Origin of the sequence: Klebsiella sp. X1-16S-Nf21, from assembly GCF_002837615.1 — a bacterium.
GTDB classification, from domain to species: domain Bacteria; phylum Pseudomonadota; class Gammaproteobacteria; order Enterobacterales; family Enterobacteriaceae; genus Klebsiella; species Klebsiella variicola.
Genome location: NZ_PJDK01000031.1, coordinates 15336 through 28378, shown reverse-complemented (window position 1 = coordinate 28378; position 13043 = coordinate 15336). Strand labels below are relative to the sequence as shown.

Annotated in this window: 11 protein-coding genes; 7 read left to right on the top strand and 4 right to left on the bottom strand. The window is 56.5% G+C overall.

Annotated features, from left to right (window positions below; all coding sequences use genetic code 11):
- Position 1 precedes the first annotated feature (1 nt).
- Complete coding sequence (locus CW267_RS15505; RefSeq protein WP_008805288.1) at positions 2 to 718, top strand: glutamine amidotransferase; 717 nt, start codon at positions 2 to 4, stop codon at positions 716 to 718.
- A gap of 170 nt (positions 719 to 888) precedes the next feature.
- Here the strand turns inward: CW267_RS15505 and CW267_RS15500 are convergent, their stop codons facing one another.
- Positions 889 to 3654 (bottom strand): LuxR C-terminal-related transcriptional regulator, encoded by a 2766-nt coding sequence (locus CW267_RS15500; RefSeq protein WP_100781125.1) that lies wholly within the window; start codon positions 3652 to 3654, stop codon positions 889 to 891.
- Positions 3655 to 3906: 252 nt separating this feature from the next.
- On the opposite strand from CW267_RS15500, the gene CW267_RS15495 reads away from it, so the two are divergent.
- The 4 genes from CW267_RS15495 to lpdA are packed head-to-tail and all read left to right on the top strand — an operon-like array spanning position 3907 to position 8823.
- Positions 3907 to 4866 (top strand): thiamine pyrophosphate-dependent dehydrogenase E1 component subunit alpha, encoded by a 960-nt coding sequence (locus tag CW267_RS15495; RefSeq protein WP_002889884.1) that lies wholly within the window; start codon positions 3907 to 3909, stop codon positions 4864 to 4866.
- Between the two features lie 11 nt (positions 4867 to 4877).
- Positions 4878 to 5897, top strand: coding sequence for an alpha-ketoacid dehydrogenase subunit beta (locus CW267_RS15490; RefSeq protein WP_002889881.1), 1020 nt, complete (start codon positions 4878 to 4880; stop codon positions 5895 to 5897).
- 3 nt (positions 5898 to 5900) lie between these two features.
- Positions 5901 to 7436 (top strand): 2-oxo acid dehydrogenase subunit E2, encoded by a 1536-nt coding sequence (locus tag CW267_RS15485; RefSeq protein WP_049157695.1) that lies wholly within the window; start codon positions 5901 to 5903, stop codon positions 7434 to 7436.
- Positions 7426 to 8823, top strand: coding sequence for a dihydrolipoyl dehydrogenase (lpdA, locus tag CW267_RS15480; protein WP_100781126.1), 1398 nt, complete (start codon positions 7426 to 7428; stop codon positions 8821 to 8823). Before CW267_RS15485 ends, lpdA begins: the two co-directional genes overlap by 11 nt.
- 341 nt (positions 8824 to 9164) lie before the next feature.
- On the opposite strand, the gene CW267_RS15475 is transcribed toward lpdA, so the two are convergent.
- The gene (locus CW267_RS15475; RefSeq protein WP_004191854.1) at positions 9165 to 9629 is read right to left on the bottom strand and encodes an HNH endonuclease; all 465 of its coding nucleotides are present in this window, start codon (positions 9627 to 9629) and stop codon (positions 9165 to 9167) included.
- A 218-nt stretch (positions 9630 to 9847) separates the two neighbouring features.
- Here CW267_RS15475 and CW267_RS15470 point away from each other — a divergent pair, with 218 nt between their 5' ends.
- A complete protein-coding gene (locus CW267_RS15470; RefSeq protein ID WP_100781127.1) occupies positions 9848 to 10486 on the top strand; it encodes a glutathione S-transferase family protein in 639 nt (212 codons plus the stop codon).
- Positions 10487 to 10526: 40 nt separating this feature from the next.
- Here the strand turns inward: CW267_RS15470 and CW267_RS15465 are convergent, their stop codons facing one another.
- Together CW267_RS15465 and CW267_RS15460 are read right to left on the bottom strand one after the other, a co-directional pair.
- Positions 10527 to 11276 (bottom strand): SAM-dependent methyltransferase, encoded by a 750-nt coding sequence (locus CW267_RS15465; RefSeq protein ID WP_023322103.1) that lies wholly within the window; start codon positions 11274 to 11276, stop codon positions 10527 to 10529.
- A 57-nt stretch (positions 11277 to 11333) separates the two neighbouring features.
- A complete protein-coding gene (locus CW267_RS15460) occupies positions 11334 to 11591 on the bottom strand; it encodes a YjhX family toxin (RefSeq protein WP_008805277.1) in 258 nt (85 codons plus the stop codon).
- A 461-nt stretch (positions 11592 to 12052) separates the two neighbouring features.
- Here CW267_RS15460 and glaH point away from each other — a divergent pair, with 461 nt between their 5' ends.
- Positions 12053 to 13030: a glutarate dioxygenase GlaH gene (gene glaH / locus CW267_RS15455; protein WP_012542782.1), complete on the top strand. Its 978-nt coding sequence runs from the start codon at positions 12053 to 12055 to the stop codon at positions 13028 to 13030.
- The last annotated feature ends 13 nt before the right edge of the window (positions 13031 to 13043 follow it).

Sequence of the window (13043 nt, the reverse complement as noted above, 5' to 3'; positions counted from 1 at the left end):
GATGGCCAGGCCGTTGGCGATTATTCAAATGGGCGATCCGCCGGCGGTCATCCGCCAGGAGGCAGGCGAGCAAAGCCGATGGTTCGTTCAGGTGCTCGCCTTAAACCGCGGGGAGTACCGGGTTTTTCGCCCGGATCGCCATGAGCTCCTGCCCGCTATCGACACAATCTGCGGCGCCATCATCAGCGGCTCCTGGGCGATGGTCACCGACCGGTTGGCGTGGAGCGAGGAGACCGCGCAATGGATACGCCTCGCCCACGCCCTGAACCTGCCATTGCTTGGCGTCGGCTATGGCCACCAGCTGATTGCCCACGCGCTGGGAGGGCTGGTTGCGGATAACCCGCAGGGGAGTGAGCACGGGCTTCAGCTGATCCAGATCGCCGAAAACAGCACTGCCCCGCTGCTAACGACATGTCCCGGTCGCTTCGCGGCCTGGCTTTCTCACCGGCAAACCGTGCTACGGCCGCCGGAAGGTGCCAGCGTACTGGCTTTTTCCACCCGGGACGTCTGCCAGATTCTGCGCTATAGCGACACGGCGTATTCGGTGCAGTTCCACCCGGAATTTACCTGGGATATTATGGCCGCCTGCCTCAAACAGTGCGGCGAAGGGTTGGAAATGGCCGAGATGTCCGGCGAACCAGCCTGGCCACAAGAACTGCTCAGGCGCTTCTATTATCTCTGGTGCAAGGATAATGCCCCCCGCTTATGCCAGTCATAAGCATGAGAAAACGGTTTAATTGATCTCCTCCCGGAAAACAGTACCACTCTACATCAAGATAAAAGCCTCTCTGGGTTTACACCAGGGTTGCTTTCCCCTTGCGTCGCCCCCTTAAACTCAACGCACTTATCGCTGAGCAAGGACATCAAAACTGCCCCCTGTTCAAACCGTTAATCTAGTAATTTCATCTCCAGCGCCCGGCTCATCGCTTGAGTGCGGCTATTCACTTTAAGCTTCGCGTAGATGTTTTTGATGTGCCATTTGACCGTCTCGGCAGAAATAGCGAGAGAGCGAGCAATTTCTTTATTCATCTGACCTTCAGCGATCAGTTGTAATATCTGCAACTCTCGCTCGCTCAGCTCGCCATGAATATCGGGGCTTCCACTATTAAACGGTGTGCCGTCTGCAGGCGCGCGCTTGTCGGCCCAGGGTTCATGCACTCCCCCTTCCTCTTTACCAGCCGAAGAGGATTCATTCATACCGGCAAGCAAAGGTTGCAAGGTATCGCCAGCGTCAAGAAAGAGGCCCGTGAGATGCTGTTGTTCAGCCAGCTGCACGACTGGCTGAAATGTCGTGCGCGCTGCCGCAGTTTTGCCGCTGTTCCACAAGGCCAATGACCAGAGCGTACGCAGACGCGCTGCGGTTAACCTGTCCCCCCGGTTTTCCTGATCAGCGACCATGTAAGCCAGGAGAATACAGGCTTGCGGCGCCTGGCCTCTGGCGAGAAGAAGGCGACAGTGGCTAAGGGATGCAGACAGAACGATAGCGCGTTGACAGGGATGTTCGGCATCCATTCTGAAGCTGGCGGCCATTTGTTCGAGTTGTCGCTGCAGTTGCTCTGCGCCTGTGACATTGCCGTGCTGCAGTCGCACTCTCACCTGCTCGGCTAACATCATGGCCTGGAGACGTTGCCAGCCGCGAGACACGGCAAGACGCTGCGCATGCTCCAGCAATCGCTCGGCCTCATACGGCATATCGCCATCCAGAGCCTGACGCGCGAGATAGGTATAGCAACGACTCAGCGCATCGGGTGGACTGAATCGGTCGATGAATTCGAGCCGGTCGGCTAACAGATGATCGGGCGAGTCACCACTCTGACATTCATAGGCTATCTCCGCCAGCAGCGGCGCCAGCGTCGCGCCACTGGTCGACTGGGTACCGGTATAACATTCAGCCTGGCGCAACGTTTTCTCTGCGTACCACCCGGCTTTACCCAGATCGCCCTGACAAAGATGGCACTGGGCAATGATAAAAGCGCGATAAACCGAGACAAACAGATTATCTAAAGGACTTTCCGGAGAGGGCATATGCTGTTGAACCTCCAGCGCATCGTGATAGCGCTGGTTAACAACATGGCAATAGCTGAGAATATTGCATATCAGACCATCAACCCAGGTGTCGCCGCAGGGCACTTCGGCCAGCAACGGCTGAACAATAGCCAGACTCTCCGGGATGTTTTCCGCAAAGGCTTCGCAAATTGCCCGCACAACCCGCAATTTACACCAGGTGCTGCGGGTTAAATCCTCACGATGATGAAGTACCATCTGATCGAGGTTATCAAGCAGCTGCCTCGACTCATCAAAGTGGAAATAATGCGCCAGTGCCCAGGCCAGATTAATTTGCAGGTCTATGCGCGAAGGATCGGTACTGGGCGGTAAATGATGCATCCATGAGATCAAGGTATCGATATCCCCTTCTTCCGCCAGTGACTGAGCGCTTGCGCCGTCCTGTACGGGGCTATGCACCGGCTTGCCTGCGCTGAGCGCATGGCGTACCGCTTCAGACCACAATTTCTGTTCGACGAACCAATGACTGGCTAATTCATGTAGCTGTTTGCGATCAATATCGTTGTTCTGCTGCAGCATGGTCCGAAGATTTTCCTGCAACAGAGGATGGTAGCGGAACCAGTAGCCTTGTTCGTCAAGGGCTGACAAAAAAAGGTTGTGTCGCTCAATCCATGTCAGCATCGCTTTACTATCATCTCGTCCTGTCACTGCGTTGCATAATTCGGCATTTAACCGACTGAGGAAGGACGTTTTTACCAGGAAATCGAGAACCTCTTCCGGCAGCGGATCCAGTACCACCTCTTTCAGATAGCGGGCAATGGACCGTGTTCCTCCATGCATATTGCGCAACAGATGCTCGGGATCATGCTGTAATTCTGCGGACAATGAAGCGATCTTCATCCCTGCAATCCAGCCCTCAGTCACGGACTGTAGCCGCTGTGCATGGTGGTTGCTGAGGGGTAGCGCAACCGTGCGGCTAAAATAGTGTTTTGTTTCTTCGAGCGTGAATTGCAGGTCTCGATCATAGATTTCCACCAGTTGGTCCTGGGCCTGCAGCTGGCTCAGCGCAAGATTCGGGTGGAAACGGCTGCCAATGATCAGATGCAAAGCGGCAGGCGCATGCTTGATTAAATACCCCAGCGCTTCATAGACCCCACGATCGTTAATCACGTGGAAGTCGTCGATGATCAGGTATACGTCATGCGGGCAATAGTGTAGCTGGTTAATGAGCCCGGCCAGCAGTTGCTCGGAGCTGGAGAGCTTCTGTTCTTCCATGTCACGCCAGAAATCGGCGTCCCAGTCAGCATAGAGTGGACGCAATGCTTGCAGCAGATAAGGAATAAACTGCCATACGTCATCATCATCCTCATCGAGGCTCAGCCAGGCGATACGTTCACCCTGGGCGACCATCTGCTGATGCCATTGCGCCAACAGCGTGGTTTTGCCAAATCCAGCGCCGGCGCAGACGACGCCCAACCGGCACTGCTGAACGGGACTGAGAAGCTGAAGAAGCCGGGGGCGCTCCAGCAATTGTATTGAGGAGCGAGGCGGGACGAATTTGGTCAGGATTAACGGCAAGCCTCGCGTCAGCCGCAATGGCCCGGAGACCAGTGAGGGTGATTGGCGACCTTCTAAATCCAATGGCTTCATCCGTGGTGTCTACTCGTTTTGTTTTTTTCAATTGTACGCCAGCCACCGGGATGACATGGGGCAGGCAAACTTTATGGCCACACAAAATTTAGAAAGTTTGACCTCAAGCATGAAAACCCCCACCTACCCCCCCATGAAGGTGGCTTCGCACTCTCTCTAACCGCTCGTAGATTCATTGCATGGGTGTGGCCAGGGTTATTCGCCCTGTCTGTTGGCCCCGCCTGGGTGACCTTTATTGAGGAGAATTAAACGATGCTCAGCAAACAGGCGTTATTGCAGGCTTACCGCAAGATGCGGGAGATCAGGACCTTTGAAGAGCGGTTGCATCAGGAAAATACCAGCGGTGATATTCCGGGCTTCATTCACCTTTATACCGGTGAGGAGGCCATCGCGGTGGGGGTCTGCGAAAATTTAACGAGCGCAGATTTCATTGGTTCAACACACCGTGGACATGGCCACTGTATTGCTAAAGGTTGTGACATTCACGGCATGATGGCCGAAATATTCGGTAAGGACAGCGGGTTATGTCGCGGTAAGGGTGGCTCGATGCACATTGCCGATCTGTCGAAAGGAATGCTGGGGGCGAACGCTATCGTTGGGGGAGCCCCTCCACTGGCCATCGGCGCCGCGCTAACGGCAAAAACGCTAAAAACCGGCAACGTCGGTGTCTCTTTTACGGGCGATGGGGGTTCTAATCAGGGCCTGGTCTTTGAAGCCATCAATATGGCCGTCGTGCTCCAGCTTCCAGCCGTCTTTATTTTCGAGAACAACGGTTACGGCGAAGGGACCGGCCATGACTACGCCGTGGGTGGGCGTGATATCGCCCGGCGCGCCGCTGGCTTCGGCCTGCCGGCAGTGACCGTCGATGGCACCGATTTCTTTGCCGTTTATGAGGCAACCTCAGAGGCGGTCAAGCGTGCGCGAGAAGGCGGTGGCCCAAGCGTCATTGAGGCCAAAGCCTTCCGCTGGCATGGTCATTTTGAGGGCGATCCCGCGCTATACCGCGCGGAAGGTGAAGTGCAACGCCTGCGTGAACAACATGATCCGCTGAAGATTTTCACCGCTAAGGTCAAGCAGCATATCACCCAGGAAGAACTGGCGGCGATTGACGAGGAAGTAGAAGCCCTGGTCAACGATGCCGTATTGAAGGCCCGCGCCGCTGCCTACCCGGCTCCGGAAGACCTGCTGACAGACGTGTACGTCTCATACTGAGGGTGATAACCATGACAATAAAAACCTATCGTGAAGCGGTCAAGGAAGCCCTGGCTCAGGAAATGGAGCGCGATGAACGCGTGGTACTCATCGGTGAAGACTTGCGTGGCGGTCATGGCGGAAATGCGCCCGAAGAGGCAAAGATTGAAGCCTTTGGCGGTGTGCTGGGTGTCACTAAAGGGCTGTGGACGCAGTTCGGCTCCGATCGGGTGATCGACACGCCCATTACCGAGTCAGCCATCATCGGTATGGCGGCCGGCGCCGCAGCGACGGGGCTGCGGCCGGTCGCGGAACTGATGTTCATGGATTTTTTTGGTGTGAGCCACGATGCACTGTATAACCAGGCGGCTAAGTTCCGCTACATGTTTGGTGGCAAAGCCAGAGCTCCGCTGGTAATGCGAGGGATGATCGGCGCAGGGTTTTCCGCCGCGGCCCAGCATTCACAGTCACCCTATAATATCTTTGCCACCACGCCTGGACTGAAAGTGGTGGTGCCCTCGACGCCTTATGACGTCAAGGGTCTGTTAATCCAGTCCATTCGCGACGACGACCCGGTGGTATTCTGCGAGCATAAAATGCTGTACGACCTCAAGGGCGAGGTACCGGACGAGATCTATACCATCCCGCTAGGTGTAGCCAACTACACGCGCGAAGGAGAGGACGTCACCATCATTGCGTTGTCGGCAATGGTACATAAAGCAAACCAGGTGGCGGACAAACTGGCCAGAGAGGGGATCTCGGTCGAGGTGGTCGACCCGCGAACCATTTCACCGCTGGATGAGGAAGGGATTCTGGAATCGGTGGCTTCCACGGGGCGGGTAGTGATTGTCGACGAATCCGCTGCACGCTTCGGTTTTGCTCATGATGTCGCGGCGCTAATTGCGTCCCAGGCATTCCATTTCCTCAAAGCGCCTGTTCTGCTGGTGACGCCGCCACACACGCCGGTCCCGTTCTCCCCTGCTCTCGAAAAACTCTGGATCCCTGGCGTTGAACGTATCGAAGCCGCCGTCCGTCAAGTGCTGGAGGATTAACCTATGAGCGAAATCAAGACGCTTGAAATGCCAAAGTGGGGGCTTTCCATGGAGGAAGGCTTGCTCGCTCGATGGGCAATCCAGGAGGGTGACGATTTCACCAGAGGGCAGGAAATCTGTGAGATTGAAACCAGTAAAATCGTCAATGTGCTGGAGGCACCTTTTGCCGGTACATTACGCCGGATAATCGCCCGGGAGGGTGAGACGCTTCAGGTTGGCGCCGTGCTGGCTCTGGTGGCTGACGCTTCGGTCAGCGATGCTGAACTGGACGAATTCGCTGCCAGTCTGGCTACAGTAAAACCCGCAGCCCCTGGCCCGGAGGCTGCCGCGCCGGACGTAGCGGCACAGGCAGGCGGTAAGCCACCTTCCGTTGTTTCGCCGCCATCCAACAGTCCGGAGCCCCCTATTGGGCAGACCGTCATTCCCGTCAGTCTGCAAGGCGTGACTGATGTGACTCAGGTTAATGCCACGCCCCATGCGTTACGACTGTCTGCCCGCTGGGGTGTCGACCTGAAAAAGGTCCGCGGCAGCGGACGCGGGGATCGTATCTCTGTTTCTGATCTGGAAAGCGCGATCGTTGCCGCCGGCGGTCGCCTGGCCTCTCCGACGCCACCCGTTCGTCGCAGCAAAGCGCCCCGCTCGCATGCCGATGATAGCCAGGTATCGGCCACCCCGCTGGCGCGCCGCCTGGCCGGCAAGCTGGGTATCAACTTGCATGACTGCCGAAGCAGCGGTTCACGCGGTCGGGTGAGTCGCGATGATGTGCTGGCTGCGTCGTTGTTGCTCGACGGGCCCCCGCAGACCAGCCCTGTGCAGGAGAGTGCCCCGACATCCTTTGAGAGCATCCCCATGTCCGGTATGCGGCGGGCTATCGCTTCTCGCTTGCAAACCTCTAAGCAACAGTCTCCCCATTTCCGTTTGAGTGTCGATATCGATCTGGAACGACTGTTAGCGTTTCGTCAGGAAATTAACCGCGAAGTACCCGGTGTCAAGATTTCGGTTAACGACCTGCTGGTGAAAGCTTGTGCCCTGGCGCTGGTGGCCGTGCCAGACGTCAACATCCAGTTTGATGAAGCGACACAAAGTATCCGCCGCTTTGTGGATGCCGACATTTCAGTGGCCGTTGCGCTGCCTGACGGGCTAATTACCCCCATTGTTCGCTCGGCGAACCGGAAATCGATCAGCGACATATCGGCCGAAATTCACGCCCTGGTGACCAGGGCCAAAGCGGGCACGCTGAAGCCGGAAGAGTTCCAGGGGGGGACCTTTAGCGTGTCAAATCTGGGGATGCTCGGCATCCGGCAGTTTGACGCCATCATCAATCCACCGCAAAGCGCAATCCTCGCCATTGGCACCGGCGAGATGCGGGCGGTAGTACGCGACGGGCAAATCGTCGCGCGCCACCAAGTGACGGTATCGCTATCCTGCGATCACCGGGTCATCGATGGGGCGGCAGGTGCAGCTTTTCTCCGGGAACTCAAGCGACTGACTGAAACCCCAACCCTGATGTTTATCCAGGAGACGAGCTATGCACGATAATTACGATGTGCTGATCATCGGCGGGGGGCCTGGGGGGTATGTGGCCGCCATCCGTGCCGGCCAGCTAGGTCTTCGTACCGCCTTAGTGGAAAAACAACATCTGGGCGGCATCTGCCTGAACTGGGGATGCATTCCAACCAAGGCGCTGTTGCATGGCGCTGAGGTCGCGCACAGTATCACCCATGCCAGTCAGCTGGGTATCAGCGTGGGTGAGGTGAATGTCGATCTGCAGAAACTGGTGCAGTTTAGCCGTGCCGTTTCGCAACAGCTCACCGGCGGGGTTGAGTATCTGTTGAAGAAAAATGGCGTGAGGGTGATTGATGGTACCGCGCGGCTGCTCGGTAAGGGACAAATAACGGTAGCGGATGCCCAGGGGGAAGCGCACGATTACCGGGCCGATCACGTGATCCTGGCCACGGGCGCCCGACCACGCGCATTACCAGGCATAGAGCCAGATGGCGAACATATCTGGACCTATTACGAGGCACTACAGCCTAAGCGATTGCCCAGGTCGCTATTAATCATCGGTTCAGGCGCGATTGGCGTCGAGTTCGCCAGCCTTTATAACGATCTGGGCTGTAAAGTGACGCTGGTCGAGCTAGCGTCGCAGATTTTGCCAGTGGAAGATGCCGAAGTGTCAGCGGCGGTGCGTAAGTCATTCGAAAAGCGCGGGATTCAGGTCCATACCCAGACCCAGGTAACGCAAGTACAGCTCACCGATACCGGGGTGCGCTGTACAATGAAAAATACGAGCGCCGAATCTTTCCTGGAAGTCGAACGTGTGCTGCTGGCGGTTGGCGTACAGCCGAATATTGAAGATCTGGGGCTGGAAGCACTGGGCGTCGAGTTAGACCGCGGTTTTATCAAGACGGACGCGGCTTGTCGCACTAACGTATTTGGGCTTTATGCCATCGGCGATGTAGCCGGCCCGCCGTGTCTGGCGCACAAGGCCAGCCACGAAGGCGTGATCTGCATTGAGACACTGGCTGGTGTCGAAGGCACCCACCCGCTTGATCGCGACTATGTGCCCGGTTGCACTTATGCCCGGCCCCAGGTTGCCAGTCTCGGCCTGACGGAATCGACGGCCCTGGCCAGGGGACGGCCCGTCAGGATCGGTAAGTTCTCTTATCAGAGCAATGGTAAGGCGCTGGCCAGCGGCGAGACAGAGGGTTTTGTGAAGACCATTTTCGATGCTGAAACCGGCGAGTTGCTGGGCGCGCATATGGTTGGCGCACAGGTCACGGAACAGATCCAGGGGTTTGGCATCGCCCGTCACCTGGAGGCCACAGATGAAAGTCTCCTGTCGATGATCTTTGCGCATCCGACACTTTCCGAAGCGATGCATGAGTCAATCCTCGCGGCCTGCGACCAACCGTTGCATCAATAAAAAATAAGGGAGGCGATAGCGTCGTGATACGGAGTAAGTTGCCCGTTATCCCTCCTGTATTTTCCTTGAACGTTCGATAAGGTAACAGCCCGTCGTTAGGTAAGTATCCCGCATCATTGATCTCCAGCCACTGGCAGTCATCTCACTTTATTGAAAATGAGCAGGACTAACGCAAGGCAAATGGCGCTACCGACAAATGCGGTGATGAAGGAATTCACCAATGAGCTGCTGTAACGAAATAAAAGCGTCATTGCGGATTCATTCCGTCAAGACTTGCTTATTTGTTCGTTACGAACATTTTAATACCTGGGGAATAGCACATAGCCGCTAACCTGTCTTTATTATTGCCACGCAACCTCATCTCTGTTGCCCTTACTGACGTTGCACTCGTTGCACATGATTTGCAGATTGGCAATATCGAGGGCTAAATGCGGGTAAAGAGAACGCGGTTTTATATGATCAACGTGCATCACCATCCCGTCACTGGCGCCGCGCCCGCATACGCAACATTTATTGCCGTAGCGCTGGAACGCCTGGTAACGTAAACGCCGCCACTCCCTTGAGCGGTAGAATGTCTCAGCCTCTTTAGCAGCTTGCTGCCGCTGCGCCTGCTCACGTCGGAACTGTTCGAATAAAACGACATGCCCTTCAGCTTTAGGGTAATTTCCCCAGGCATCCGTCGCTGGTGTCGTGTCGGGTTTCTCCTGTACCTTCACCGAGTCTTGAGGATAGAGTTTGCTCGTAACCTTTTGTACCAGCTTGAAAAGTATCCATACGACTACGGCCAGAATAACTAACGTTTCCACTCCCTCGCCTTATTCTCGTTCAAAGATGATTGCTGCATTATTTTATACAAGCGCCATATTGATGGTCATTATACCTTTGTAGGGATGAATTCGCGTTATCGCAAGGGGATAACATGCTTCCCCACAACATATACACCGCTGTACCACTCATCTTTTCCCCCTCACGTTTTCAACCCAACCTGCTATGCTCCTTCTTTCCCTGTTCTCTGGAGATCTCAATGCTGACCATCTGGGGCCGAAAAACCTCCTCTAACGTGCAGGCGCTGATGTGGTGTGTTGGCGAGCTTGGGCTGGACTATCTCCGGTTCGACGTGGGGCATCGCTATGGTGGTACCGACAGCGAGGCGTTTTATCAGCTCAATCCCAATCGCACGGTGCCAGTGCTGCAGGATGGCGATAATCCGCCGCTGTGGGAAACGGGCGCGATCCTTCGCTATTTAGCCAGTCGCTACGCCGATGACGCCTTCTGGCCGGGCGATCTGCTGGCCCGCACTGAGGTTGATCGCTGGGCCGAGTGGTCAAAGCAGAATATTGCCCTCGGCTTTACGGCGCCAGTGTTCTGGCGCGTGGTGCGCACGCCCGCCGCCGAGCGGGATCCGCAGGCCATCGCCGCGGCGGTGACGGCCCTGGAGAAAAAGCTGGCGATTGCCGAGGCACGTCTCGCCGGCAGTCGCTATCTGGTGGGCGATACGTTCACCCTGGCCGACATCCAGTTTGGCCATGTGCTGTACCGCTACTTTGCCATCGACATCACCCGTCATTCCCTCCCCCATCTGGCGGCTTACTATGCACGGCTAACCGAACGGCCTGCCTTTCGCCAGCACGTCATGGTCAGCTACGACGAACTGAAGGTCTGAAGATGGTCGGTAGCGCCTCCTGACGCTACCGACATACCGGTTAACGCGCCATCAGGACAAACACGCCCCAGCCGAGATATTCCCGGGTCCAGGTGACATGGTGCAGCGGCGCGGTGGTCAACTGCTGGCGAACCTCCGGCGCGAAGTCATCGTGCGGATTGGCCTCCAGCCAGCGGCGCATCGTCAGCCATTTCGCCGCTTCATAACGATCCCAGCCCTCCTGGTCGGCCAGCACCATCTCCACCACGTCATAGCCCAGTTCACCAAAGTGGGCGACCAGCGCCGGCAGCGTCAGGAAGTCATCGGGAGTCTGCGCGCCGCAGGCAACCGCCTCTTCCGCCGTGGCCGGACGTTTACGCCACCATGGCTCGCCGATCAGCAGCATGCCGCCGGGCCGCAGGCTCTGCTTCAGCAGCGCAATCGTGCCGGCCACCCCGCCGCCGATCCACGTGGCCCCCACGCAGGCGGCAATATCGCACGGCTGGCTGGCGACGTATCCGCTGGCATCCTGATGCACAAAGGTTACCCGGTCGCTTACCCCGAGCGCTTCTGCACGGGCGGTCGCCTGCTGGCTGAACAGCAGGCTCATGTCCACGCCGGTGCCGACGATCTGATGATCGCGCGCCCAGCTACAGAGCATCTCGCCGGAGCCGCTGCCGAGGTCAAGAATGCCGGTGCCCGGCGCCATCCGCAGCGCCCGTCCCAGGGTGGCGTACTTTTCAGGGGTAAAAGGGTTATGAATACGGTGTTCGCTTTCACTGATAGTAAAAATGCGAGGGATATCGATCATGGGTGTTTCTCCTTGAGAGCCATACGCCCGGGCAGCGACCCTGCCCGGGTCGCTGTATCAGCGGTTGTCCGCCTGCGCGCGAACGTTATTCAAACCAGTGGTGTTGATCCGGTACGGCTGGCCGTTCACCGACTTAATCAGCTTTTTGGTTTTGAGCTTTTTGAAGACCGCGAGGGTGCAGTCGTTCAGCAACAGTCCTTCCCGGGTGTAGCATTCGACGGCGGTAATGCGGCCGGAGGTATCGCGGACGTGCGCAATACGGCCACCTTTGGCGAGAACGTGTAAGGTCCGTTGTTCCTGACGGGATAAATTCATACTGAAACCTGTTCATTATCATATGCGAAAACATGCCTACACCCGCAGGTGTGTGCGTAAGGTTTAAGCGCAGCGATAATCAGTCCGGCCTGGGCAGGTCGGGGAACTGATTATCTGATAATGACATTCTCCAGCATCGAAGCCTCGGTAAGCATTGAAAGGTATTAACGCGCTGAATACTAACACCCTCAGTTCATAAGGGTATGGCGCAGATTAAAAACTGTGACCGGTATTACGATTTCCCCTCAGCCTCCCCCGCATTTTGCGCTTTCCGCCACCCGCTCTGTTCCTCAAGGTTAACCACCACCTTATCTCCCTCCCGCATTGTTAAATAATTGTTGTCAGATCACAAAATAGAAACAAAAAGGCCATTTCGTACGCATTTTATAAAAATGTAGATATTTTTAATTTATGGCTACGAAATGAACATCACCCTGACCTTACAGCGAGGAACGATCCTGATGAACGCCCTGACCGCAGTAAAACCGACACCCGCGCCGTTAGCCCAGCCATATCCGGGCTTTTCCATTGCCCCTTCCGCACAGTCGCCGCGCCTGCTGGAGCTCACCTTTTCCGCCGAAACAACCACGCAGTTCCTGCAGCAGGTCGCGCAGTGGCCGGTGCAGGCGCTGGAGTACAAATCTTTCTTACGCTTCCAGGTCGGCAAGATCCTCGACGATCTGTGCGGCAATCAGCTGCAGCCGTTGCTGATCAAAACATTGCTCGATCGTGCGGAAGGCGCGCTGCTGATCAACGGCGAAGGGATCGATAACGTCAGCCAGGCCGAGGAGATGGTCAAGCTGGCCACCGCCGTCGCCCATCTGATTGGCCGTTCCAACTTCGACGCCATGAGCGGTCAGTATTACGCTCGCTTTGTGGTGAAAAATGTCGATAACTCCGACAGCTACCTGCGCCAGCCGCACCGGGTGATGGAGCTGCACAACGACGGCACCTACGTCGAAGAGCAAACCGACTACGTGTTAATGATGAAGATCGACGAGCAGAACATGCAGGGCGGTAATTCCCTGCTGCTGCATCTCGACGACTGGGAGCATCTCGACGAATTTTTCCGCGACCCGCTGGCTCGCCGCCCAATGCGCTGGGCCGCGCCGCCGAGCAAAAACGTCAGCAAGGATGTTTTCCACCCGGTGTTCGACGTCGATTCGCTGGGCCGTCCGGTAATGCGCTATATCGACCAGTTCGTCCAGCCGAAAGATTTTGAAGAAGGCACCTGGCTGAGCCGCCTTTCCGACGCGCTGGAAACCAGCAAAAACATCCTTTCAATACCGGTGCCGGTGGGCAAATTCCTGCTGATTAACAACCTGTTCTGGCTGCACGGCCGCGACCGGTTTACGCCGCACCCGGACCTGCGCCGCGAACTGATGCGCCAGCGCGGCTACTTTGCGTATTCCACGAATCATTACCAGACTCATCAATAAGGGTTCTCAGGCG

What these genes read in the sequence shown, in the direction of transcription:
- CW267_RS15505 (WP_008805288.1), top strand. Translation starts at nt 2, where the DNA reads ATGGCCAGGCCGTTGGCGATTATTCAAATGGGCGATCCGCCGGCGGTC.
- CW267_RS15500 (WP_100781125.1), bottom strand. Translation starts at nt 3,654, where the DNA reads ATGAAGCCATTGGATTTAGAAGGTCGCCAATCACCCTCACTGGTCTCC.
- CW267_RS15495 (WP_002889884.1), top strand. Translation starts at nt 3,907, where the DNA reads ATGCTCAGCAAACAGGCGTTATTGCAGGCTTACCGCAAGATGCGGGAG.
- CW267_RS15490 (WP_002889881.1), top strand. Translation starts at nt 4,878, where the DNA reads ATGACAATAAAAACCTATCGTGAAGCGGTCAAGGAAGCCCTGGCTCAG.
- CW267_RS15485 (WP_049157695.1), top strand. Translation starts at nt 5,901, where the DNA reads ATGAGCGAAATCAAGACGCTTGAAATGCCAAAGTGGGGGCTTTCCATG.
- lpdA (WP_100781126.1), top strand. Translation starts at nt 7,426, where the DNA reads ATGCACGATAATTACGATGTGCTGATCATCGGCGGGGGGCCTGGGGGG.
- CW267_RS15470 (WP_100781127.1), top strand. Translation starts at nt 9,848, where the DNA reads ATGCTGACCATCTGGGGCCGAAAAACCTCCTCTAACGTGCAGGCGCTG.
- CW267_RS15465 (WP_023322103.1), bottom strand. Translation starts at nt 11,276, where the DNA reads ATGATCGATATCCCTCGCATTTTTACTATCAGTGAAAGCGAACACCGT.
- CW267_RS15460 (WP_008805277.1), bottom strand. Translation starts at nt 11,591, where the DNA reads ATGAATTTATCCCGTCAGGAACAACGGACCTTACACGTTCTCGCCAAA.
- glaH (WP_012542782.1), top strand. Translation starts at nt 12,053, where the DNA reads ATGAACGCCCTGACCGCAGTAAAACCGACACCCGCGCCGTTAGCCCAG.